At 35.9% G+C, this 25,547-nt stretch carries 17 protein-coding genes and 4 pseudogenes; 14 read left to right on the top strand and 7 right to left on the bottom strand.

Annotation, left to right across the window (positions count from 1 at the left end; all coding sequences use genetic code 11):
* A pseudogene (locus AAGD74_RS00565) lies at positions 1-852 on the bottom strand (IS630 family transposase).
* Between the two features lie 67 nt (positions 853-919).
* Here AAGD74_RS00565 and AAGD74_RS00560 point away from each other — a divergent pair.
* Positions 920-1,354, top strand: a pseudogene (locus tag AAGD74_RS00560) (IS481 family transposase); the annotation flags it as partial.
* Between the two features lie 8 nt (positions 1,355-1,362).
* Here AAGD74_RS00560 and AAGD74_RS00555 read toward each other — a convergent pair.
* Positions 1,363-2,374 (bottom strand): IS630 family transposase gene (locus AAGD74_RS00555; RefSeq protein WP_265029767.1). Its coding sequence is split into 2 segments (ribosomal slippage): positions 1,363-1,911 and positions 1,913-2,374, totalling 1,011 coding nucleotides; the frame shifts between segments, so codons are not numbered across the junction.
* A gap of 83 nt (positions 2,375-2,457) precedes the next feature.
* Between AAGD74_RS00555 and AAGD74_RS00550 the strand changes: the two are divergent.
* Together AAGD74_RS00550 and AAGD74_RS00545 are read left to right on the top strand one after the other, a co-directional pair.
* A pseudogene (locus AAGD74_RS00550) lies at positions 2,458-3,045 on the top strand (integrase core domain-containing protein); the annotation flags it as partial.
* Positions 3,045-3,215: a hypothetical protein gene (locus AAGD74_RS00545; protein ID WP_341810660.1), complete on the top strand. Its 171-nt coding sequence runs from the start codon at positions 3,045-3,047 to the stop codon at positions 3,213-3,215. The pseudogene AAGD74_RS00550 and the gene AAGD74_RS00545, both read left to right, overlap by 1 nt.
* Here AAGD74_RS00545 and AAGD74_RS00540 read toward each other — a convergent pair.
* Positions 3,202-4,488: pseudogene (locus AAGD74_RS00540) on the bottom strand (IS4 family transposase). The gene AAGD74_RS00545 and the pseudogene AAGD74_RS00540 overlap by 14 nt on opposite strands.
* Positions 4,489-4,607: 119 nt before the next feature.
* Between AAGD74_RS00540 and AAGD74_RS00535 the strand changes: the two are divergent.
* A complete protein-coding gene (locus AAGD74_RS00535) occupies positions 4,608-4,934 on the top strand; it encodes a transposase (RefSeq protein ID WP_338482649.1) in 327 nt (108 codons plus the stop codon).
* A 116-nt stretch (positions 4,935-5,050) separates the two neighbouring features.
* On the opposite strand, the gene AAGD74_RS00530 is transcribed toward AAGD74_RS00535, so the two are convergent.
* Entirely contained in the window at positions 5,051-7,867 is a 2,817-nt protein-coding gene (locus tag AAGD74_RS00530; protein WP_341810659.1) for a WPE palindromic element domain-containing protein, read from the bottom strand.
* A gap of 108 nt (positions 7,868-7,975) precedes the next feature.
* On the opposite strand from AAGD74_RS00530, the gene AAGD74_RS00525 reads away from it, so the two are divergent.
* The 5 genes from AAGD74_RS00525 (at position 7,976) to AAGD74_RS00505 (ending at position 17,356) form a co-directional block, all read left to right on the top strand.
* Complete coding sequence (locus AAGD74_RS00525; RefSeq protein ID WP_236514424.1) at positions 7,976-11,083, top strand: AIR synthase-related protein; 3,108 nt, start codon at positions 7,976-7,978, stop codon at positions 11,081-11,083.
* 1,233 nt (positions 11,084-12,316) lie between these two features.
* The gene (gene uvrA / locus AAGD74_RS00520; RefSeq protein ID WP_006279734.1) at positions 12,317-15,112 is read left to right on the top strand and encodes an excinuclease ABC subunit UvrA; all 2,796 of its coding nucleotides are present in this window, start codon (positions 12,317-12,319) and stop codon (positions 15,110-15,112) included.
* A 54-nt stretch (positions 15,113-15,166) separates the two neighbouring features.
* Complete coding sequence (locus tag AAGD74_RS00515) at positions 15,167-15,481, top strand: hypothetical protein (protein ID WP_010082388.1); 315 nt, start codon at positions 15,167-15,169, stop codon at positions 15,479-15,481.
* Between the two features lie 227 nt (positions 15,482-15,708).
* The gene (locus tag AAGD74_RS00510) at positions 15,709-16,434 is read left to right on the top strand and encodes a ComF family protein (RefSeq protein WP_006279736.1); all 726 of its coding nucleotides are present in this window, start codon (positions 15,709-15,711) and stop codon (positions 16,432-16,434) included.
* Between the two features lie 64 nt (positions 16,435-16,498).
* Positions 16,499-17,356: an ankyrin repeat domain-containing protein gene (locus AAGD74_RS00505; RefSeq protein WP_341810658.1), complete on the top strand. Its 858-nt coding sequence runs from the start codon at positions 16,499-16,501 to the stop codon at positions 17,354-17,356.
* On the opposite strand, the gene AAGD74_RS00500 is transcribed toward AAGD74_RS00505, so the two are convergent.
* From AAGD74_RS00500 to AAGD74_RS00490, 3 genes are read right to left on the bottom strand one after another with little or no spacing between them, the layout of a single operon-like run.
* The gene (locus AAGD74_RS00500; RefSeq protein ID WP_007548562.1) at positions 17,353-18,735 is read right to left on the bottom strand and encodes an IS66-like element ISWen3 family transposase; all 1,383 of its coding nucleotides are present in this window, start codon (positions 18,733-18,735) and stop codon (positions 17,353-17,355) included. The genes AAGD74_RS00505 and AAGD74_RS00500 overlap by 4 nt on opposite strands.
* 50 nt (positions 18,736-18,785) lie before the next feature.
* Positions 18,786-19,634 (bottom strand): FKBP-type peptidyl-prolyl cis-trans isomerase, encoded by an 849-nt coding sequence (locus AAGD74_RS00495; protein WP_341810657.1) that lies wholly within the window; start codon positions 19,632-19,634, stop codon positions 18,786-18,788.
* On the bottom strand, positions 19,627-20,418 hold the full coding sequence (locus AAGD74_RS00490; RefSeq protein ID WP_077188418.1) for a polyprenyl synthetase family protein: 792 nt from the start codon (positions 20,416-20,418) through the stop codon (positions 19,627-19,629). The genes AAGD74_RS00495 and AAGD74_RS00490 overlap by 8 nt, the downstream gene beginning before the upstream one ends.
* 145 nt (positions 20,419-20,563) lie before the next feature.
* Here AAGD74_RS00490 and acpP point away from each other — a divergent pair, with 145 nt between their 5' ends.
* From acpP to thyX, 5 genes are all read left to right on the top strand, one after another.
* A complete protein-coding gene (gene acpP, locus AAGD74_RS00485) occupies positions 20,564-20,824 on the top strand; it encodes an acyl carrier protein (protein WP_006279836.1) in 261 nt (86 codons plus the stop codon).
* Positions 20,825-20,837: 13 nt separating this feature from the next.
* The gene (gene fabF, locus AAGD74_RS00480; protein ID WP_338482607.1) at positions 20,838-22,109 is read left to right on the top strand and encodes a beta-ketoacyl-ACP synthase II; all 1,272 of its coding nucleotides are present in this window, start codon (positions 20,838-20,840) and stop codon (positions 22,107-22,109) included.
* A gap of 632 nt (positions 22,110-22,741) precedes the next feature.
* Entirely contained in the window at positions 22,742-23,185 is a 444-nt protein-coding gene (locus AAGD74_RS00475) for a CPBP family intramembrane glutamic endopeptidase (RefSeq protein WP_231115834.1), read from the top strand.
* A 155-nt stretch (positions 23,186-23,340) separates the two neighbouring features.
* The gene (gene murA, locus AAGD74_RS00470) at positions 23,341-24,618 is read left to right on the top strand and encodes a UDP-N-acetylglucosamine 1-carboxyvinyltransferase (protein WP_006279833.1); all 1,278 of its coding nucleotides are present in this window, start codon (positions 23,341-23,343) and stop codon (positions 24,616-24,618) included.
* A 9-nt stretch (positions 24,619-24,627) separates the two neighbouring features.
* Positions 24,628-25,482, top strand: a complete 855-nt coding sequence (gene thyX / locus AAGD74_RS00465) for an FAD-dependent thymidylate synthase (protein ID WP_341810656.1) — start codon at positions 24,628-24,630, stop codon at positions 25,480-25,482.
* Positions 25,483-25,547: the final 65 nt, after the last annotated feature.

Below are 25,547 nucleotides of genomic sequence, written 5' to 3'. Positions count from 1 at the left end.
TCATAGGAAGGCAGAATCAACAGCACGACGAAAGGATTCGAATAGAGGAATGTTTTTCCTGGCTCTGTTTTTTATAGCAAACCAATGATGCTCAATTTTGTTGAAATCTGGAGAATAAGGCGGCAGATACAAAATTTCTGCACCAACCCCTTTAGCAAGCTTTATCAGACTTATGAAAAGTAGCATTGTCAAGAATGACAGTCTGTCCAGGTTCCAAGATCGGTGTCAAAAATTGCTCAAACCATCCATTAAAAACATCCATATTACAGTGGCCTTCAAAGGTTAACGGAACAACTATCTTTCTTCCACTTAAGGCTGCAACCATACTGATTCGTTGAGTTTTCTTTCCAGATTTTAAGGCATAAAACCGCTGTCCTTTCTGGCAATATCCGTAGGGGTAGTCTTCGGTGTTATCAATGCCAGACTCATCTATATACACTAAGTTTTTAGGTTCTTTTGTCGCTATAATTTTCAAAAATTCAGCACGTTTTTCTTCGTTTCTTTCCTTGTATCCATATGTCTTTTTTTGCGCGTAAATCCAATTTTTTTAAGGGCTCGATAGATCGTTTGGATACTAACGTTGTTCCAAAGTTTAGCCATTTCCGATAGAGTCTTTCCTCCGTGTTCTCTGGCAAATTTGGCAAAGGTACCCCAGTCGGTAATTTTGTGATTGTAACCCCCATTTCCAAGTTTTTTTGATTGAAAGTCTCCTGTTTCTTTTCTTCTTTGCTGCCACTCCCATAAAGTAGTTCGTCCAATCTTAAATCTTGCTGCCACTGTTTCTCTGCTTTCTCCTTCGTCTAGCGCTTCCATTGCTTTTTTTCTTAAATCATAACTATATGCTGCTGGCATTCAACCTCCTTAGATGTATGGTCCCAGAGAGTGATGGTATACTATCATCATCATTTAAGGAGTCATTATGGGACAGATATTACATGGGTGCGCCAAAACAACACAGACGATTCGTAGAGCAATACAAAATAGAAAAGAGAGCATAGCAAAACTCTCCAAGCATTATAACCTTAATCCAAAAACTATTATTAAGTGGAGAAAACGTTCATTTACGAAAGATGCTGATATGGGTCCAAAGCATCCAAGATCAACTGTTTTAACGCTAGAAGAGGAAGCTATAATAGTTACATTTCGCAAGTATACACTACTGCCACTAGATGATTGCCTTTACGCTCTGCAGTCTACAATTCCGCATTTGACTCGCTCTAGCTTGCATCGTTGTTTACAAAGACACAACATTAGCAGATTACCAACTGTTGATGGAGAAGTTAAGTCAAAAAAGAAATTCAAACAATATCCTATCGGTTACTTTCATATTGATATTGCTGAAGTTAGAACTGATACCAATTCTCATTGTTGTCCAGTCAAATAGGAAACATTGCAGAGTTGTTTAATTGTGGAGCTGGCAAGAGAAGTAATAAATTTGCACAAAGCACCCTCAAGTAGAGCAATTGTATCGTATATTTTATTGCGCAAAATGTTCTGTTTTATATATAACCAAAGCCTCTCAACAGGATTTAGCTCAGGTGAGTATGGAGGTAGGTATATAATGTCGATATTTTTAGGTACCTTTAAATTTTTTGACCTATGCCAACTAGCACAGTCCATAACGAGAAAAGCCTCTCGTGTTTCTAGATATTGCGAAATTTGCTCAAGAAATATGTTCATGCAATCAGTGTTGACATTTGGTGCAAATAAGCTAGAACTCTCTCCATTTCTAGGATTAACTGCACTATAGAGATAGAAATTTTGCCTACCTAATTTTGTTTTAACCTGTGTTCTAATCCCCTTTTTAAACCACCCATGTCCAACTTTTGAATGTGTGCCAAACCGTGATTCATCAAAGAAAAATAGCTCTTTTTCTGGATACTTGCTAATAGCTCCATTGAGATTTTTTTTTGAATTCCTCTTGTTTACTTTTATCTTGTCCATTATGAACTGGTCTTGGTGTAATATATGAGAATTTCATCTTTTGCATATGGCGGTGTACTGTAGATTTGCTGATATTTAATCCGAACTTTTCCTGGATTCTTATTCTCATTTCTTTAATGGTGATATTAGGATTTTCTTCTATCCACTCTTCAATTTGCTGTAGTTGAGCCTGATTTAATTTAGTTTTTCTACGACGTTGTGAAGGAGCAAACAGTTTTTCTTCTCTGCCAATTTTCAAGAGTTTTACCCACGAAGTTAGTGCGCTTCTTGAAATGCAATATATTTTTGCTACAGCCGTTATACTGTACTTTTTTGCTGCAATTACAGCATTTAGTTTTTTTGAAACATATGCATTATTCCTTACTTTCTTCAGCATTTCTTTTGCTGATTCTACTACTTTTTCATCCAATAATTTTGATCTTAATGCCATTTAAACCTCGCTATTTTACTTACTTCAGTATGGCTTTTCTTCCATCATTGTCCATCTGTTTGCCCTGTAATGGGAATTGGTATGAGGAGGGCAAATTACATTTGTTTGTTGCTATTGATAGGACATCCAAATTTACCTATGTTGAGTTGTGTAACAGTGCTACAAAACCCATAGCTGCTGAGTTCTTACGTAATTTGATTAGAATTTTACCGTATAAAATCCATACTATTTTGACAGATAACGGTATACAATTTACAAACCAGAAGCGTCATAAGTATGCTTTCCAACATATATTTGATAGAGTTTGCGAAGAGAATGTTATTGAACATCGTTTGACAAAAGTTAGCCATCCTTGGACGAATGGGCAAGTCGAGCGTATGAATAAAACTTTAAAGGATGCTACAGTTAAGAAGTATTACTATCAATCGCACCAGCAACTTAAAGAACACCTTTATAACTTTGTTATGGCTTATAATTATGCAAAGAGACTCAAAACTCTTAAGGGTCTTACTCCTTATGAATTTATATGTTATCAGTGGACACAGTCTCCAGAATTATTTATACTAAATCCACACCATCACACTCTGGGACCATACACTCTGGTCACAGCAAGGAAAATAGCACTGACAGAAAATATCGTGGCTATGAGCAAACGAGAAAATTGCACGTAATGTTGAATATAAACAACAAAAAAGCCATAGCTGTAAAATACAGTAACGGTGTCTACTCTGATCACTATGGAGCTTGTGATTTGCTAAAAGAAGTTGATTTTCAGCATGCCATAAAAGCACTATATGCAGATAGAGCATGTGATCATACGCGTCAAGTTAAGAGATTGTGAGCAAATTTAGAGAGGTTAAAGTGGATACTCTAGCCCTTCTACGTTTGTCTTTTAATGAAAATCGCGACCAAGTTATAGTGAGTTTTTTAAGAAATGCTTTTAAACTATTAATCTTGGTTAATACTAAAAATAACTCTCTAACCCGTCTTTTTAGCTCAATAAATGCCTTTGTTAAGCTAAGTTCTGTATTCTTTTTCACTTCTGTGCAACCAACTATGCCGTAAAATATAAGAATTGCGCACAATTTAGCATATAGTTCACATAATACTCTGCATGGCTTTCCTTTTAGCTTATCAAGCCTGATATGACTTTTATACAATTTAAATAATTTGCCACCTTACTCTGTAATACTTGCTCAGCACTAATTTTATTTTCTGGAACATTAGTTATACCAATTCAACAATTTTTGATTTCTTTTAGAGGATCCTGCGATCTTGCTAATCTATTAGCTTTCCTTTTTCTGGCTATAGACTGTTCTTCAGTTAGTTTCTGACATATAATTCTTACTCTAATTTTTGCTTCTTTTCCTAACAATACCTCGTTTTCTAAAAATAACTTATCCTCTAAACATTCTAATAACTCCATTTTTTGATTTGTTTCTACATCATATACGTTGGTATCGACGACTTATGAAATAAGCTCCTATTTCATTGATTTGTTTAAAAGAACTTGGCACAAAATAACCGAGATCAGATATTAGCAAATCATTGCTTGATATATTACTTAAATGTTTCCTATATCCCTGGTCTGATCTTATTCCCTCCGTTAAATTAAGTTGGTCTATTATCTGATTCATGTAATCGAAAACTAATTGTAACTTTATTCCAGACTTAGTATTGCTTTCATAGCCACTGTAGCTAGTACCATAACCTTTATACATCTCTTCCATACTGTTAGGTAGAGTAATATAGCTACTGTCCAATAATTTAACACTATTAAATTGCTGTAAGATTTTGCAATCAACTTGCAAGATATTTTTAAAGAGAACCACAGATTCATTATACATCCTTTTCATAAATTCCACTGCTTCTTCAGTAAATCTAAAATCCAAACCTTGTTTTGTTATATCTATCGAGTCCTCGTTTAGTAATTGACACATTGTTTCTACGCTACAATTATCAACTCCTATATTACCCAAGACCATGGCTTTTACGAATGATGAACCTTTTAGCTTTCTCTTTCTTTTTATAAACCTTGTTGTAATTGAGATTTTCTCTGCTTTTTCATTAAAAAATTCTTTGAGCTTTTTTGATAAGCAAGTTATTTTATTCATTGGTTCTCTCACTAAAAGTATATCTGGGAGAACTTATACCTTATTATTCTATCTCTTTCATACCTTTATTTCCTTAACTTGACGCGTATGGAGCATGTGATAGGCACAAGTTTTATAAGTTGTGTAACAAATATGATATAAAGACAAAAATTCCACCAATAAACAATGCGGCAGAACATCCAGAAATAGATTATATGTCTGACAGGAATGCTGCTATTAGGTTAATAAAATTATACGGTGAAGATGGCATGAAAGAATGGAAAAAAGAAGTAAATTATGGGAAAAGATCTTATATTGAAGGGTTTTTCTCAAGATTAAAGCAAATATTCGGATTTAGTTTTAGGAATAAATCTGAGATAAATCGAGAAAAAGAACTGCTAATCAAATGCTATTTGCTTAATAAATTCACTGATATTGGTATGGCTAAATTTGAGATAGTTACATGAATTTACCATAAATCACCATCTCATAAAGTGTGATGCAACAAAGCCATCCCAGTGTCAAGCACTGGGATGACACCCTTTTGGATAGAAACCAGTGTCAGGTACTCGGATGACACCATTTACAACCACTCTCCTACCCTTTCTAGCTGTTTATAGCTGTTAAATCTCAAGAATTTATCAAAATATGGAGAGGCAATAAAGGGTGTGGAATCACTTAAATAGTTAGATAAAAAACCAGGCAGATCATTTTTTAATTCTTGCATTTTGTATCTATAATTTTGTATAGAAATAACTTTTATTTTATCATAATCAAGTTTCCAATAAGCAAGTTCTGAGACTTCTCTTTTTGTTATATGTTCTACCGCTAAGGCTTGTAAAATTAATTGCGGAAAAAACCCCGACATCACTTCTTCATTGGAAGGTGGTGTACCAAGCTTATAGTCTATAATTGCTACTTGCCCACTTGGTAGATACTCAACTCTATCACATCTTGCTGTCAGTAAGATTTCTTGTGGGATCAGATCTCTATTCGTCATCCAAGCAGTTTCATACTGATCACAAGAACCAGTGTCACGCGCTGGAATATGAAATATCGGACAGGAAAAGCTCTTTTCCAACTCAACATAATTGCTTCGAGTTTCATCAAATTCGACAAAAGATTGAATTATCTTTTGTAGTCTTACCCACCACATATTTGAAAAATTAAACTGACTAGTCGAGAATGCTTCTCGTGCAATGCTCATTGGAGATTTTTTGTTGCGTAAATATCTTGCAAGAATGTTGTGTACCATAGTGCCAAATTCCAATATCGATGGCTTAAAATTCAAGTCTCTTAATTGTTTAAGGCCCAGTATATACTCAACGTAAAATGAATAAGGATTACGAATTAGCTTTTCTATTGCACTGCAAGACATCACCTGCATTTTTTCTTTTCTAACTTCGGTTTGAGGTTTTGGCATAGGCTGAGTACATGGAACAGTACATTCAGGCGTATTTAATATCCTTAGCCAATCACGATAAGGATATTTTGACCCCTGCAACAGAATTTCCAAACGCTGCAATAGCATTGGTTTTCTATGGCTTAGCGATCTTGTAATATAAACCTTACTTGCACAAAACAAATTGTGTAAAGTATAAAAAAAATACCCCTGCTCTTCTTGCGCAGAAGGAAGATTAAATTTTTCTCTCGTAAGTGCATTCAAAAGCGGACTTTGAAAGCTTGGCGCTTCATTAAATCCAGCAAGTATCACAACTTTGTTGTGATATAAGCTGAATTTATTCAAGTCACTTGCTACAGAGAAAAACTCTTTCTCTAAAAATAAGGTCAGAATTTGGCTATATAACTCTAAGGAGCATTTAATTTCTACACCCTCACATGCATTTGAAAAATTACAGGTAAAATTACCTATTTCACTATTTAGCTCTGAAAAATTTATACCAGATAATATATTAATACACTGCAAATGAGTTGCTACCACATCAAAAATAGAGCAATTTATAGAACGAAGTAAAGGATTAAATATAACCTCTAACTTACTGATAATAACTAATATATCTTCTTTGTATTTTAGCTTTTTATGGGCATTGATAGCATTTATAATATCGCTCAGGCCATTTGTACTAAAGTTGCGTAATATCTCTATTTCAAATTCAGATAAAATCCGAGTGTACTCTTCTTGAGTGTAACCAAAAGTCACTAGCCTATGTTTAAGGAGCGAAAGTAATGACACACTGCTCCAATTTGAGGTCAAAACTTCGATACTATAAAGCAGAAGCGTTATATAAGGGTAATTTTCCGGTATGGCACTGTGTTGCCTTGATAAACATGCTATACGAGCTGCAAGTAATGTATCAAAGACGACCAAAGAAATGTTTTCATAACCTTCATTTTCTATAATTAATGATGTCACTTGTGCTTCTTCCTCTCTGGAATCACAAGTGATGACTTCAATATTGCCAACATGTCCACTACTAACTTTGCTTAGATCGGCAGTTGTATCAAAGACGTAATCTAGATATTCCTCAGGACTTCCTGTTATCCCAGCCCTTTCTTCTGTCATCCAAGTAGCTGACACTGGGATCCAGTTTTCATTATACAGCCACCTGGTGCGCTCATTTAAAGTTAAGTTTTCTGGATCCCAGTGTCTGGGCACTGGGATGACACCAGAACACGCTTCTGGCAGAAAACTAACATCCCTTCTATCCACTTTTAAATAATCGAGTAGATCTTTCAGGCAATATTGATAGTGTTTTTTATCAAGCAATTTCCAGTCTTTCTCTTTAATTTTCAAATTCAGGTTAGGCAAAATTATTTTTCCAAATGGCAGATCATATATAGCCTTAATTAACGACTTATCCTTTCCAATTCCAACAAAGATTATATGTTGGTCTTTTTGTAAAGAGGTTATCATATTGTTTATGTAATCACTCTTATGTTTTAATATATCTACTACTTCTAAATCTTTTAAAGTTTTACTCCAAGTCTCAGTGAGTAAGCTTATGAAATTCTCTATTTTTTTTGAATGTTCATCAAATTGATAACAATCCGTTGTTTGGGTAGATTGAATTTTATCAAGCAATGATGGCAGGCTATAAGCTAAATCAATTGGGAAATTATCATTATTTTTTCTATTCCATTCCAATATGAATTGAATGAATAGCAGCGTCCTTTTTATTGGACTTATAACTTTAACTCTATCAAGATTTAATATTAAATCTTCCTCATCAATGTTCTCTAGCGAAACTATCTCTGGCAAAATTATGCATTTTTCAGCGTTATAATTCTTGAATGCACTCAGCAGCGCTATCACATCCCTCTTGCAAGGAAGTATGACCTTTATCTCGGGAATTTTTTCTCTTTCATATTCAGAAAATATGTGCTGAACCAGCACATCAAAAAGGGATTCATCCACATTAACAGTAAAAACTCTTCCCACTAACAGTAACAATTAATACAATACTTTTATTGTATAGAAATTATTTAAAATATAAATGTGCTCGCAGTTTCTTATGCTATGATATATTAAAGTCTTTCACAATATTACATGGCAAACATCAGAATAGAAGTTTTAAATAAATGTGAACAATTTGGCCGCAGAAGGGTAGTTAATGTTTACTTGATTTACATAAGCAAAGAATTACCATCAAAATTACATGAAGAAATTTGTGGGCTATTTTATAATAAAGTCATACAAGACTGCCGTTATTATTCCTACAATGAAAACCTTGAAGAAGTTCAATATAACTTCATAGAACCACAAGCAAAGTGGGGCTTGGAGATAAGCTTTTTACCTGGCATGACTGACAATGTAGGCAACACAGCGAAACAAATTGTTAGAGAATATTTAATAAACAAGGACTACATTGATGAAAATGTTTGTATAAAAGCAAGAAGTTCAAAATTGATTCTAAGTCAAGCAACTGAAGATGATATAAAACAAGAATTTAATCCTATCACTGAGTATTGCATTCTTGTTTATAAAGAAAACGGCAATTGCTATTGGAGGCATTACGGTAAATTAAAAGGTGTCATCCCAGTGCCCAGACACTGGGATCCAGAAAATTTCAAGCAATTGTATAATGAAAACTGGATTCCAGTGTCAAGCACTGGAATGACAGAAGGTAGGGTTGGGATGACAGAGGATAGTACTAAGTCCGTTGACCTCAATGTAAGTGACCAAGAGCTTGAAAAGATCAGCAGAGATGGAATCGATGGTAATGGCACTTTAGGGCTCTCTCTGGCAGCAATGAAAGCTATAAAGGATTACTTTAAAAAACTTAATAGAAATCCATATGATATTGAACTTGAGTCCCTAGCACAAACTTGGTCTGAACATTGTAAGCACAATATCTTTTGCTCTCCCATTGATGAAATAAAAGATGGCCTATACGCACATTATATCAAGCGTGCAACGCGTGAGATAAATTCTGACATATGTGTGTCAGTTTTCTCTGACAACGCAGGAGGAATAATTTTTGATGACGATTACTTGATTGTAGATAAAGTTGAAACTCACAATAGCCCTTCAGCTCTTGATCCATTTGGTGGAGCAATGACTGGAGTGCTTGGAGTAAATCGTGATATAGTTGGTTTCGGTAAAGGCGCAGAGCCTATAATGAATACCTATTACTTTTGCTTTGCCAAAGAAGCAAAAGGCAAGTTTTATAGGGATAAAGAGCGCACTGATGAGATCTTACCGCCAAAATATATAATGAAAGAAGTGATTCACGGTGTTAATGTTGCTGGTAATTGCTCTGGTATTCCAACACAACTTGGATCGGTATATTTTGACGATAGATTTTGTGGAAAGCCGTTAGTCTTTGTTGGCAGTGTCGGAATTATTCCACGCAACATAAATAACGCACCTTCACACATCAAAGGGCCTAAAAACGGCGATAAAATCGTAATTATTGGCGGAAGAGTTGGAAGGGACGGAATTCACGGTGCAACGTTTTCCTCAGAGGCTTTGTCGGGAAACAGCCCTTCAACAATTGTGCAAATTGGTGACCCTATAACACAAAAAAAATTATCCAACGCCGCCTTGGAAGCAAGAGATCTTGATCTTTATAATGCAATAACGGATAATGGAGCAGGCGGTCTATCATCATCTATTGGTGAAATGGGAAAAGACGGATTTGAAGTTGATTTGAGCAAGGTTCTCCTTAAAAACGATGGTATGGCTCCGTGGGAAATATGGATATCAGAATCACAAGAGAGAATGACCTTAGCAGTGCCAGAAGAAAATCTCCCTATGTTTAAGCAAATCATGAAAAAACATGATGTGGAGGTTTGTGTGATTGGAGAGTTCAATGAGAGTGGTAAAGCTGTTGTTAAATGTCCTAAAGGGAAAGTAATAATGGATATCGGAACTGAATTTCTGCATGATGGTAATCCTAAAGTGCATTTACAGACAAAGCCGTGGTCTAAGGAGTCTGCTGTATCCTTTCCTGTCATCCCAGTGCTTGACACTGGGATCCAGCAGGTAAAGCCTGCAAACATTTTACGCCAAAACTCATCTAATGGTGGAATTGAATGTGAAATGGATTCCAGTGTCAGCTACTTGCATGACACCCTTTGCGTGTCAGCTACTTGCATGACATCAAGCCAAGAAACTGAACTAAAAGAAATGCTGAGCAGACCAAACATTTGCAGCAAAGAGTTCATAGTGGTGCAATATGATCATGAGGTTCAAGGATCGTCAGTGTTAAAACCACTGCAAGGCAAGGGAAGAATGTGCAGCGAAGCTATTGTCTCAAGGCCTGTTCTTTCTTCAAATAAAGGTGTTGTAAAATCGCAAGGATTTGGCTCAAGTTATGGAGAAATTGACACCTACCACATGGCAGCATGTGCAATTGACACCGCGATACGCAACTATGTAGCCGCAGGAGGAAATATAAATCATCTAGCGTTGCTCGACAATTTTTGCTGGTGTGATGCTTATAATCCAGAAAGGCTATGGCAGCTAAAGAGAGCTGCAGAGGCTTGTTACGACTTTGCAACTGCATTTAAAACACCATTCATATCCGGAAAAGACAGTATGTTCAATGACTTCAAGGGATATGATGAAAATGGCGAGAAAGTGATAATCTCCGCACCACCTTCATTACTCATCTCAGCAATTGGAATTATAGAAAATATTGAAAATGCGGTATCGCTTGATGTGAAAATGCCGGGAGACTTGATATATGTACTTGGAGAAACACTTGATGAACTTGGTAGATCTGAATATCAGTTATATAGTGGAATAGGTAATAACAACGTACCAAAAGTTGATGCAAAGAGCGCTAGGAAGTTGTATGAGCGTTACAACCAGGCAATAAAAGATGGCATAATTGCCTCTGCAATTGCACCAAACTTAGGCGGATTAGTTATTGCTCTGGCAAAATCGCTAATTGCAGGAGACCTTGGTGCTGAAATCGATCTTTCACTAGTGCCAATAGGAAAAATACAAAATACAGACATAATAAACAAGATAATAATGTTTTCTGAATCGCAAAGTAGAATTTTGGTTACTATTGCACCACAAAATCAGAAGAGGTTTGAAGAATTGTTTGAAGGTGCAGTTTATTCATGTATTGGCAAAGTAACAGAGAAAAAGGTGCTAAACATAAAGGATGTTTTAAAAGTAGATCTGAAAGATGTGGCATGCTAATATAAAATATTTTTCTTATTATGCTAAATAACTCTTTTACTATATGTAATGTTTATTTAGAATGAATGTATGTTATTAATTTTGGGTAGGTAATTATGTCTATTTTATCGATACTCCTGTTTATCAGTCTTTCTTTACTCAACACTTCAAATAAATTGATGATATGTGCTGCCTTATTTGTGGGAGCTGCTTTAGTTGTAAATTCAATGGTTGAATTTTATGGCAGAAGCAAAGCTACGTACAACTTAATAGTGTGTACAGCGCTATGTTGTGTTTTTAAATGGCAAAGTTTTAATTTGATGATATTGATTTCATATACTGCAATTTTAGTATCTCTTCTCTCAAGCATAATTATTTTTGAAAAATTGAAGTCCAAGTTGAATTTTCATATGGCAAATTTCATTACTTTAATTATAGCATCAGTGGTTGATAGTGCCGTTGTATGTGTTGGATTACTATACAAATTTTCTGCAGGTAAATGCTTATCAATATACATTAGAGATTTAATTTTTAAGTTTTCTTATGTGTCAGTATTGAGCATCTGCTTGTTTGTAGGAATGTATTTATTTTGCTTGGCGAACAAGAAGTATTTTAAGATTTCCACATAACCTGTTTTCTGATATAGCTAAACTGACTTTGGGTCCTGGGGGTGTATTTGGTGGTCCTAATACGTAACAACAGTTTAGAATTTATAGGTAGCCTAAACTCACAACTGTACAAACACTATGATTTGAGCCTATCAGGGGGGTGTCATTCCAGTCTGGAATCCAGAAAAAAGAATGGTGTCATCCCAGTGCTTGACACATAGCTGTACGAACATTCATTTTTGAAGGTAAATTGCACAGCAAATGGTGTCATTCCAGTCTGGAATCCAGAAATTTTGCTTATAACTGAGCTGATGAGCTAAAGGTAGTTGTCTTACGCTAAAACAAACGTTTTTAATTAAGTTGCATAGAACCAGTGTCTGGGCACTGGCCCACTGGTGGGAATTGCTCCTAAACTACAACGTTCGTACAGCTATGTGCTTGACACTGGGATGACATCATCAGGGCACTGGCCTACTTAACCGTCATACCGTCGCGGTATCTCAGCCGCTAACAAGTAGCGGAATGACGATTTATCAAACGCTGCCTAATTTTCCGTAACAGTTGAAAAAATCAATAGAAAATCAATATATCACTATAAATTCACGTATTTTGAGGCTATAATGGTTAATACGCTATATGGTATAATATGGACGATTTTATCAGAGTTAAGGGCGCAAGGGAACATAATCTGCAAGGTGTAGACGTCAATATACCGAAAAATAAGCTAGTTGTTATAACTGGGCTAAGTGGTTCTGGCAAGTCTAGCCTTGCATTTGATACGATTTATGCAGAAGGCCAACGCCGGTACGTTGAAAGCCTGTCAGCTTACGCGCGTCAATTTCTCAACATTCAGGATAAACCAGATGTTGAGTCGATTACAGGTCTCTCTCCTGCAATATCTATCAACCAGAAATCGATCTCAAAAAATCCAAGGTCAACAGTTGGAACTGTTACCGAAATTTACGATTACTTGCGCTTAGTATATGCACGAATAGGAGTTCCTTATTCACCTGCAACTGGATTACCAATAACAAAACAAACGGTGTCTCAAATTGTAGACACTATAATTGCGTTACCTTTAGAAACTAAGATATATATACTTGCCCCTGTTGTGCGTGGTAGAAAGGGAGAACATCTTAAAGAGATATTGGAAATTAAAAGACAAGGTTACGTAAGGTTCAAAATAGATGGTGAAGTGTACAATGTAGATGACTTGCCTAAACTCGATAAGAACAAGAAACACGACGTTTTTGTGGTTGCAGATAGAATATCAATATTGGGCGATATAGGAAATCGACTGCCAAGTAGTATAGAATCCGCACTAAAACTTGGTAATGGTCTAATGTATGTAGAAATAGTAAACCTACCTGACAACCATAATTCCGAGTATAAAAATGGTCAAATTCTAACTTTTTCAGAGAATTTTGCATGCCCCGAGTCTGGTTTCACTCTTGAGGAAATAGAACCAAGATTATTTTCTTTTAACAGCCCTTACGGTGCATGTGGTTCGTGTAATGGGCTTGGTAAAAAACTAAGTGTTGATATAAAGCTAATAGTACCGGATGAAACTCTTTCAATATCTGAGGGTGCTTTAAAGCCAGTGGGATCAATGTTCCGTCAAGTGCACACAGGTTATGGATTTCTAAAAAGTGCAATTCTATCACTGGCTGAAAACTACAAATTTAACCTTGATATTCCGTGGAAGAACATAGATCAAGAAGTAAAAGATATGATACTCTTTGGCTCTAATAAATTTCAAGGTTTGATCAGTATCTTGGAGAACCAGATGGATTATGATGAAACACTTGTTGAGCGATATTGCTCTGTCACTCACTGCAGAGAATGTACTGGCTATAGATTGAAAAAAGAAGCGCTTACAGTGAAAATTGATAGCAAACATATAGGTGAAATATCAAGGCTCAGCATCGATGAATCCCTTAAATGGTTTGAAAATTTGCCAGACAAGCTCACAGAACAACAGAAGCAAATCTCAAGTAAAATATTAAATGAAATAATCAAGAGGCTAGCATTTTTAAAGAATGTAGGGTTGAATTACCTAACGCTTGATCGAGAATCTAGCACTCTCTCTGGTGGCGAGAGTCAGAGGATCAGGCTTGCTTCACAAATTGGCTCTGGTTTAACAGGAGTGCTGTACGTGCTTGATGAACCCTCGATAGGCCTTCATCAATGCGATAATGATCGGTTAATTGCTACACTGAAAAACTTGAGAGACATGGGTAACACTGTAATCGTTGTTGAGCATGATGAAGATACAATAATGGCTGCTGATTATGCGATTGATATTGGTCCTGGAGCTGGCGTAAATGGTGGAAAAGTTGTTGCAGAAGGAACACCAGACCAGGTGCAAAGAAATTCAGGGAGCATAACAGGGCAATATTTGAGTGGAGAGAAAAAAATTTTAATTCCAAGAAGAAGAAAGCAAGCAACTCAGTTCATAAAAGTAATAAATGCATGTGAAAATAACTTAAAAAATGTGAACGTTAAATTTCCTATAGGGAATCTTATTTGTGTTACTGGAATATCAGGAGGGGGAAAATCAAGTTTAGTCATAGAAACGTTATATAAATATTCAGCACATAAGATACATCATTCGTCTGCACGGTATGGCCAATGCGATAAGATAGAAGGCCTTGAATATATAGATAAAGTTATAGAAGTTGATCAGTCGCCAATTGGTAGAACTCCTGCGTCAAATCCAGCAACATATGTCGGTATGTTTACTCATATAAGAAATTGGTTTGCAGGTCTTTCGGAGTCAAAAGCAAGGGGGTATAATATAGGCCGGTTTTCATTTAATACCAGAGGGGGAAGGTGTGAGGCTTGTAAAGGTGATGGGCACTTAAAGATAGAGATGCATTTTCTACCGGACGTTTACGTGAAGTGTGAGCAGTGTAAAGGACGAAGGTATAATCGGGAAACATTGGAAGTTACTTATAAAGAAAAATCAATCTCTGATGTGCTTGATATGACGATAGATCAAGCTTGTGATTTTTTTGAAAACCTTCCAATGGTAAAAGAAAAGTTGGTTTCTTTGCAGGAAGTGGGGCTTGGCTATATAAAACTCGGACAGTCGTCAACAACGTTGTCTGGGGGTGAAGCACAACGAATAAAGCTGTCCAAAGAGCTATCAAAACGATTTACCGGAAGAACATTGTATATTCTTGATGAGCCAACAACTGGATTACACTTTGAAGATATAAATAACTTACTAAAAATACTCCATAGATTAGTCGATCTGGGAAACACTGTTATAGTTATCGAGCACAATTTGCACGTTATAAAAACTGCAGATTATATAATAGACATCGGACCAGAGGGCGGAATAAAAGGCGGAGAAGTGATTGCTACTGGAACTCCAGGAGAAGTGGCAAAAATTCCAGAAAGTGTTACAGGCAGGTATCTTAAAACGTATTTATTATAAACTATTTCTTAATTATATTAGGCTAGGTTGCATATTTATGATTTGGAGATAAGAATGTCAGTATATCGATACTTTAGAAGGTACGTTGAATATGGAGTTGTACCTGCTAAGAAAGCAGAAGATAACACACTAGTTCCAGAAAATAGTTTCTATAAATCTGTACGTTACGTTGATAATGTGCTAGGACCTGTGAAAGATGTAATTTGTGGAGTTGAGAGTAAAGACAATTATAACAAGTATTATCAAGATAATGATAAACGTGGGTCACAGGGCAGAGAAAGTGTATTCATTGTGTGCACTTGGTGCTATTTTAGCAGCCAACATAATATTGCAACCTTTATGTTTGATACTATAACTAAAGTGACTTAGGTTTACCGACGATTTGATAAACGACAAATTCGTCATCCCGCTGCTTGTTAGCGGGATCTAGAGATACCGCGGCGGTATGACGTAGGAAAACCTGACTTGCACTAGCTACAGCACTCAGCAGTGGCTCAGTTTGAACTATATTGAAATGAAATAAAAAGTGAAAGAGTGTAAGCTTAAGTTACTTTAGCTATACTATATAAATTATTTTATAATATATTTAATGAGTTGTGAACCTTCTCTTACTAAAAAAAGCTACAAATCTCATATTTCCAAGCGTATGCGTAAGTTGCGAATGTATCATTGATGAAAATCTTAATCTGTGTAGTGAATGCAACAAAAAAATCAATTTTCTAACTAAGCATTACTGCAATGTTTGTGGCGTAGTAATCTCAGACAATATTTATACGTGTGGTAAGTGCATCATCAATCCTCCACCGTTTAAAGTATTAAGATCAGTTTTTGCTTATGATCAACATAGTAGAAACATGATTATAAATTTCAAATTTTTTGATAATTTGAATTACGTAAAAATCTATGCAAAGTGGATACACCAAGCTAATCAGGATACATTTCAGAACGCAGAGGTCATAATTCCTATACCGTTACATAAAATGCGCTTGTTTAAACGTAAATATAATCAAGCAGCGTTGCTTGCAAAAGAGTTGAGTAAGTTGTCCAATTTATCCTATACGCCATTTGCAATAAAACGCCTTCGCCATACTGTGCCTCAAGCTGGTCTTTCACTTAAACAGCGTGAAAAAAACTTAAAGAAGGCTTTTAAAACAAGCAACAAGAAAATTATCAAAAATAAAATCGTGATATTAGTTGATGATGTGGTAACAACCGGAGCAACTGTAAGATCTTGCTCTCAGGAAATTTTAAACTCCGGTGCAAAAGAAGTGAGAGTGCTATCACTTGCAAGAACGGTAAATGATTGTGAAACTATTACGTAAAAATCTTGACTTGTTTTTGTTTTATCTATAAAATAACTTATAGCAAATAGTTGTTGGAGAGCTTATGAGTATAAAAGAGCAAGAAATTGATGCCATATCCCAAGAAATAGAGCAAGAATCAAAAGAAAGTGACATAATTGAAGAAATTAAGCAAAAGCTGCTCGTATGTAACCAAGATACATACAATCAGTGGAAAAGACTTAATTTTCACATAGATCATTTATTTGAAATACGGCAAGAGATTACCCATGCTTCTAGGTATTATACTACTGCGTTAAATATTGCTGCTCATAAAGGCTTAGTAAAAACAGTAAGACGTCTACTGGAGAAAGGTGCAGAGGTTAGTACACGCGATGGTGGTAGACACACTGCTCTGCATTGTGCCGCTAACAGCGGTAATACGGAAATAATAGAATTACTACTGGAGCAAGGAGCATATATTCACTCATGTTCTAAACTTGGCTCAACACCGCTGCATTTTGCTGCTACTAATAATCATATAAATGCAGTGAGGTGCCTGTTAAATAAAGGAGCTAGTCCTTTAGCACTAGATAATAATAATTCCATTCCCAGTATGTTTGCTACAGACAAAGAGGTGATTGCTGTCTTGGAGAAAGCAGAAGAAGAGAAGCCTAAGGAAAATGCTGCAAAGGAGGCAGAGGAAAAAAAACATCAGGAAGAGGCTGCTGCTTTAAAGAAAGCAGAAGAAGAAAAACATAAGAGAGAAATGGAATGTAAGAAAAAAAGGCAAGCAAAAATGATTGCTGTAGGTGGTATTGCAACTGCATTGATAGTGGCGGGTATTGGATACATTGTTGAATTACCTATACTAGTAACTATTGGTATATCTGTATCCATTGCATTAGTATCTGTTTGCATTGCGTACGTAATGTCAAAGTATCCGTTCAGGAGAGTGGTTTAAGAAACAATAGATAGGAGATTTTGGAAAGGATTGAGACCCCTTTGTTTCCAAGTTAAGTATAATGAAATTATCCGCTCAAGGAATGTATTTCCCCGCTTTGATTGTGTAAAATATGAGTTTTTGCGATAAACGACATAATGCCGAATTTGCCGTTCAGCGTGGTTATTTGTCAGCGGAATATTTTCTGGGTCATCTAAAAATTTCCACATCATTCTTTCAGATCTCAGAACATTTTTTGCAACTCGAGAGGCTCCAATTGCTTCAGGTAAACGAGATATCTCCTTCAAGTAATACTTTGTACGTTTTCTTAATTTTCTGGCACGTCTGACAAACCTCAAAACATCTATCTCACTTTTTAGTAAAGCTTTTTTTAGTGCAAATAATTCAGTGGCCACGTTTCTCAAGTAACAACCCAGAACTTTAACTTCAATATTCCAACTATGTGCTAATCTTTCAAAATCTCTTGATAAATGTGCCCAACAGATTTGCCTGTTTTTATCGGCAAAATAATTGTATGCTGCATACCTGTCAGTTATTACCAAGCTATTGCGATTGCAGAATTTACTATTTTGTAAAACTTTCATTCCTCTTGACTCTGTAAATTTTACAAAACTTGCCGTATTGCTTGCAAACATCCAACACCAAGCGAGTTTACCTTTGTTATAATGGCTCGTTTCATCAATATGTAGAACTTTACTCCTACTTATCTCTTGTTCGATCTGCTCATACATTTTTTTGCATTTTGAAGCAACTCTATGTTCACTATTTGATATGCTACCGACGCTTATGTTCAAATTGAAGATATCATTTACGACACTCGCTATTTCGCGTTTTGAATTTTTGTAGAATCCGCTGAACGCTGCAATTATTGACTTAACCCTTGGACCAAATGTATCTGGCGTAACACCTTCCGGTAACTTGCTACTTCTTCTCTTTCCGCATCTCCGACAACGGCCATGTTCTAACTGATATTCCACTACATAAGGCTTGATTTCTGGAAGATCAACTTTCTGATGAATATATGGTTTTTCACATATTGCAATTTCTCCTCCGCATTCGCAAGTATTAGGCAACTCTATCTTTACTACTTTATCTGCATCCATGTTGGCGCGAAAACTTCCTTTATGACCAACCTGACCGCCAATATTCCTTTCGCTTTTCGGCTTATTCTTTTTTATTTTATACAACTCTTTGGAACTTGGTATTGATGAATTTTTTGAGCTTAAACCGAGTCTTTCTCTTAACTCAGCATTTTCTATCTTTAAAGCCTTATTTTCTGCTTTTAAACTTTCATTCTCTTTTTCCAATCTTTCTATTTTTGCTTCTAACCTTTCTATTTTTTGCTGTAAATTTTTGCAAAGTTCTAAAAGGTTTACCATATTACTTCACTTTTGCTCTATGATTATCTTCTTAGATCACCTTGTCTACCTTATTCTGCCACTCCGCTGAACGGATACAACATATCGTCAGTAATAGTCAAAAGGTCAGGCGGAGAAAGAATAGTTCTTTTATTACCAGCTCTCATTCCCACAACTCCAAGCTCTATAGCAAGTGGTATTTTTTTATCGCCAACCCTAAATTGCACTGTTTGATCTTTGGCTATATATTCTCCATTATGCTCCTTTACGCTATATTTAACCGATATCTCATCACCGCACCTTACTTGTTTTCCAGTCTTGTTAATTAAGTCATTAAAAACCATCAGATTATTTACTGAGTCGGGATATTTATCCTTTACTTCGATCAGTTTGACGTAATAAGAATTAAAATTCATTTTGTTATCATTGGCAATAGTAACTACACGCTCTCCGCCTTCTTTCATACCTATTACCCCTAAACTCACTTCTTTTAGGTTATCTTGACCTATTTTCAAAGTAACATCAGAAACTTTGCTAGGGAGTGTTGCTAAGTTATTATTAGAAATTTTATATATTTGCAGTAGGACTTCCAGGCCGCAGAAAGCCTTGCTGCCACTGCCTTCAGTAATTTCATAAAAATTTATCGAATCTTCTTCTTTTTGCTGCGTCATTTCTTCTAAATATTCTGTTAGCCCATGCTTTTCAATATAGCGGTCAAGTGCTGATTCAAGTATTGGCTTCACTAGGTAATGTGCTATCGTCTGTATCAAACCACCATGCGTGGCACTTATCTCATAAAGCTTGTCCTTTTTTTCCGGTTTACCTTTGTTTATATAGACAATAGTAAACACAAAAGCAGAAGTTAAAGTGAGAATCATTACTATGGAAATAAGCATTTGTAATATAATTTTTCTAACCATCTTTCTTTACTTGATTCAATAAATCATATAAATAATTAGTATCCCCTGAAAGCGCACTCAAATTATCCAAGCCTTGTTTAAAGAGGCCGTCTATATAGTTCTCTACTTCACTTTTACCAAGCACAGACATAAGATTATTTGTTTTATCTTGTTCGTAGTCTTCAATATCATCCTTAGCTTGAAAGATAAGCCCTAGATTTATTCCATAGTTATATAACGCTTTACGTTGCTTGTCTATAGCATTTCCTATTATAGCGCCTATTTCACATGAAGCTGCAAATAGTTTTGCGGTTTTCATCAAATGAATTTCTTTTATTTTGTTAAAATCTGCACCAATATCTAAAGCCTGTCCTCCCACCATTCCCCTAATTCCTATTGCCTGAGAAAGAACTTTTATGATCTCACAGCGTTTCTCATTTAACGAAGATAATACCTCAAAAGCCAGAGTAAGTAGTGCATCTCCGGCAAGCACTGCTGTTGCTTCATCAAATTTTTTATGGCAGCTTAGCTGGCTTCTGCGAGTATCACTGTTGTCCATGCACGGTAAATCATCGTGAATTAGAGAGTAAGCATGAACAAATTCAATTGCTGCAGCAACTGATATTACTTTTTTAGCTTCCGCGTTAAACACTCGCGATGAAGCTACGACTAAAAAGGAGCGTATATGTTTTGCAGGAGCAAGGAGTATATAACGCATAGCTGATATAAGCTTATTCTCGCTATTTTCGGGTAAGAGTTTATTTACTTCTACAATAAGCAAATTTTTTGTTGTTTCGTCTAGCATTTTTGAATTGTTAATTGTTTAGCACGTAACGCTAGCCAGCTAGGGCAGTAGAAAACTTTACTGTAGTTTACCAGTTATAAAAGATATTGCAAACATAAAAATTTTTTATAACATCAAAGAATAGGTTATTTTTTTGGTAAGAAATGTGAATAGCGAACTAGCAAAGAGCACTAGAGAAGACATAGAAGAAAAAGTAAAAAAGATTATACTAGAGCACATTAGTAAGGATGTAGAGAAATTCAACAGCTCTTCAAAGCTTTCGGAGCATGGTACAGACAGTTTAGATGCAGTTGAAATCATCATGGCGGCAGAAGAAGAGTTCGGAATAGAAATTCCAGATGAAGACGCACAAAAAATGGAAACTATGGAGCAAATAGTTGAGTACATTAATAATAAAAAAGGCTAATAGTTAGTGTTAAATGAGCAGAAGAGTAGTAGTCACTGGTGTTGGTTTAATCACTCCACTAGCGGCAGATGTTGACAACACTTGGTCAAGGCTAATAAAAAGTGAGTCTGGCATAAAAGCAATCAATACGGATAGATTTGACTCTTCTGATCTTGCTTGCAAAATTGCAGGGCAGGTGCCGTTGCAATCAGACAACATTGAGCACCATTTCAATCCACTAGATTATATTTCTGAGAAAGACTCAAAAAGGACAGATCGTTTTATTCATTACGGTATTGCAGCAGCTATTCAGGCAGTAGATGATTCATTAATTTTGGAAAGCCAAAATATCAATCGGGAACGTGTTGGTGTAACTATTGGCTCTGGTATAGGTGGTCTTCCGTCAATTCAGGAAAATGTAATTACCATGCAGGAAAAAGGGCCCAGACGTGTCAGTCCATTTTTTGTCCCTGCAAGTCTAATAAATTTGATATCTGGCCATATTTCTATTAAATACGAATTTACAGGTCCAAACGATTCAGCAGTAACCGCATGTGCAACAGGTGCGCATGCAATCATAAACTCAGCAAGAACTATAAAACTTGGTGAAGCGGATGTTATGATTGCAGGTGGAGCAGAAAGTGCACTGTGTAGAGTTGGAATTGCAGGTTTTGCATCTATGAAGGCGTTATCAACTAAATTCAATGATAAACCCAAAGAAGCTTCAAGACCATGGGATGCAGAACGCGATGGTTTTGTTATGGGTGAAGGAGCAGGTATATTGGTGTTGGAAGAATACGAACATGCAAAAAAAAGGGGGGCAAAAATACATGCTGAACTGGTTGGGTACGGACTCACAGGAGATGCGCACCACATTACAGCACCACATCCAGAAGGAAGAGGCGCATTTAAGGCAATGCAGCTTGCTTTAAAGAGCGCACAAATTAATCCCAATCAAGTAGGGTATATCAATGCACATGGAACTTCAACGCCACTTGGAGATAAAATTGAAGTAATAGCAATGAAACAGTTATTCGGTGACTACGTTTATAAAATACCTGTTTCTTCAACTAAATCTTCTATAGGACATTTACTTGGTGCTGCAGGGAGCATTGAAGCAATATTCAGTATTCTTGCGTTAAATAATGGAATTATTCCGCCAACCTTAAATTTACACAAGCCTTCAGAAGGATGTGATTTAAATTTTGTACCGTTTAAAGCTCAGGAGCATAAAATTCAATATGCACTTTCTAATTCGTTTGGTTTTGGTGGCACTAATGCATCGCTCATATTTGGACAAGTTTAGTTGATGTCACCCCAGTGTCTTCCTCTTGTCATTCCAGTACCCTCCTCTTGTCATGCAAGCAGCTCTCCTACTGTCATCCCAGCACGTGACACTGGGATGACAAACGGTTGTGAAAGGGAATACATATAAAAATTAAACTATCAATAGCAATTCAAAAAGAAAAAATATTCTATTCATCCCTGAAGAAGTATTTTATTGACAATTTATGAATAAAGATCAATAATGCAGAAAAGGAATTGATAGGCGTATGAATGAATTTAACCACTATTAATTGTACATTATTTGTTGTAATTACATATTTTTTGACGTGCATTATAGCTTGGTGCTTACCTTTCAAAGACATAACATTATTAACAACATTTGTTCCGGCTTCAGTTGCAATTTTGCTAACCATTTATAATAAACAGAAGGTAAGGGATCTTTTTAAACTTAGTTCGCCAAAAAACTGTCTATTAGGGTTTATACTTATTCTGGTAAGTATGCTAATTTCCAATGGTCTTTTGTCAATTTACTGCGGTTTTTCATTTTTCCGAGAGTCTTTTACGTTAGACCGTGTAAAGGATTTGAGTGCAGTTTTGAGTCCATTAGTGATGTTATTTGTTTTATTATCAACCTTTGTGATGTGGATCATTATGTCTCTTGGTGAAGAGATCGGTTGGCGTGGCTATCTTTTGAAAAATCTTAAAAGCAAAATATCAAATTTTTATATCAGAGCAATTATTGTCGGTATTATTTGGTCAGTATGGCACATACCAACTTATGTGGTTGCTGGCTCAGCTTTGTGGAAGGATGGCTTTACATTCCCGACTATTTGTGCTTATACCCTTTATATTTGTGCAATGTCTATAATGTTTACCTGGTTGTTTGAAAAAGACAACTCGATTTGGCCAGTAACTATTGCTCATGCAACAAATAATCTTGTGTATAGTGTTTTGAGCATTCTAATGCCGTCTCCTCCTCTGTCAACTTTCGATGCAGTAATTCGCCTTACATTAGGAGCAGCTGGTTATTTCATTGTTGCAATTGGTGTTATTTGGTTTGATAAAGCTCGAGAGCGTCATTTGAGTAATTCATAGTATAAAATTTCGGGGGCAATTCGCATCAGGTGTCATGCAGGTAGCATGACACTGGGATGATGAGGAAGAAAAAGCAAATTTTGCCTTTTACGGTCAATCTATTATACTTAGTAAGACTTCAATAAACTAATGAATTATACTTTATATCTAATTAAATGCACAAGATATTAATAAGAAATAACTACAAACCTTTGGTCGGAAAAATCAAGATTAATGGCTCAAAAAATGCTGTTTTACCAATAATGGCAGCAAGTCTATTAAGTAGCTCCCCGGTAATTTTGCATAATGTACCTGATTTAATTGATGTGCATCTAATGTCTAAGTTGCTTGAAAGTCTTGGAGCAGAAGTAAACTTTATGCACAATAAAAATTATAAAGCGAACCATACTTTGAAAATTGACTGCAGCAATATCAACAATCACGTGATGCCATATAAAACCGCAAGTAAGCTAAGAACTTCTTTTCTAATATTGGGTCCAATGCTTAGCAGATTTGGCAAAGCGAGAACAGCATTTCCTGGTGGATGCAACATTGGAAAGCGTCCCGTTGATATGCATATTAAAGCATTAGAAGAAATGGGAGCTAAAATTGAAATTGACGGCTATAATATAATTGCAACAGTGAAAGGAAAGCTACAAGGAAAAGAAATCACATTTGAGAAAATAAGTGTTGGCGCAACAGAAAATGTAATAATGGCAGCAACATTTGCAGAAGGAGTGACAACAATAAACAATGCTGCAACTGAGCCGGAAGTTCTTGATTTAATAGATTTTCTGAAGAAAATGGGTGCTGATATTGAAATTGATAATACAAAGGTCATAATAACAGGAGTTGAAGCACTAAATGGATGTGTTCATAAAATAATACCAGATCGCATAGAAGCAGGCACCTATGCACTAGCTGCTATAATAACCGGTGGTAAGTTGGAGTTGGAAGGAATAAATCTATCTGATATAAGGTGTATTACAAATGAGTTGGAGACTATAGGAGCTATGGTTGAACTGTATGATGGAGGCATTGTTATTTCCAGAAAAAATGGCTCTATTAAGTCTGCTAACGTTGCGACAGATCCATACCCCAATTTTCCCAGTGATATGCAACCACAACTGATGTCTGCAATGTGCATCGCTGATGGGATATCAGTAATTGAAGAGAACATTTTTGAAAACAGATTTACACATGCAGATGAATTGAGAAAGTTAGGTGCTAATATCAGCATCGAGAAAAGCAAAGCTACTATAAGTGGAATAAAAAGCTTATCTGGAGCTAATCTATATGCTACTGACTTAAGATCAACAGCAGCTTTGGTGCTTGCTTCTTTGGTAGCCGGTGGAGAAACTATAATAAACAATTCACATCATTTATGGAGAGGATATGAAGCAATGCATGAAAAACTCAATTCATGTGGAGCTGATATCTCCATTTCGTCTTGAGGATATTTTATGAATGAAGCAACCAAAAGAACTATAGTAAAAAAAATAGATGCAATCTTATATGAAGAACATAAGGTATTAGACCATGGATTTATTCGAGTAGTGGATTATATGGGCTCTGATAGCGCTATAGTTCAAGCTGCTCGTGTTTCTTATGGTAAGGGAACAAAACAGATAAGTCAGGATGAAGCACTTATAAAGTATTTAATGAGACATCATCATACAACTCCATTTGAAATGTGTGAAATTAAGTTTCACGTGAAACTTCCAATTTTTGTTGCAAGGCAATGGATAAGGCATAGAACTGCAAATGTGAATGAATATTCAGCAAGGTATTCAATACTTGATAATGAATTTTATACACCTAAACCAGAACAAGTTGCAAAACAATCTGACAATAATAAACAAGGTAGCGGGGAAGCTTTTGATCCAGATACCTCAAAGGAAATAATAGATTCTCTAACAAATGACTCTAATTTAGTATATTCTCATTATGAAAAATTTATTGAGCAGGGGCTTGCAAGAGAAATTGCCAGAACTAACCTAATGCTTAATTACTACACGCAATTTTATTGGAAAATAGATCTGCATAATCTCCTTCATTTTTTGAAGCTTAGAGCTGATAAGCATGCCCAATATGAAATCAGAGTTTATGCAGAAGTTATGCTGGATATAATAAAAAAATGGGTTCCACTGGCCTACAATGCCTTTGTTGAATATTGCCTAGAATCAGCCTGTATTTCAAGAACTGGTCTAGAAATAATTCGCAAATTAATTAAAGGGGAAAACGTTACTAGAGAAGAAAGTAATATTGGTAAAAGAGAATGGGGCGAGCTGATGTCTATACTTGATAAACAATCTTAAAGATAAAGGCATACGTGTCAATCTCCTCTGTCAGTTAACTCTCGTTCACCAGATTGAATCTTGCT

Origin of the sequence: Wolbachia endosymbiont (group A) of Campoletis raptor (assembly GCF_964026755.1) — a bacterium.
In the GTDB taxonomy this organism is placed as follows: Bacteria; Pseudomonadota; Alphaproteobacteria; order Rickettsiales; family Anaplasmataceae; genus Wolbachia; species Wolbachia pipientis.
The sequence above is the reverse complement of the archived record's forward strand: the minus strand, read 5'-3'. Positions and strand labels throughout refer to the sequence as shown.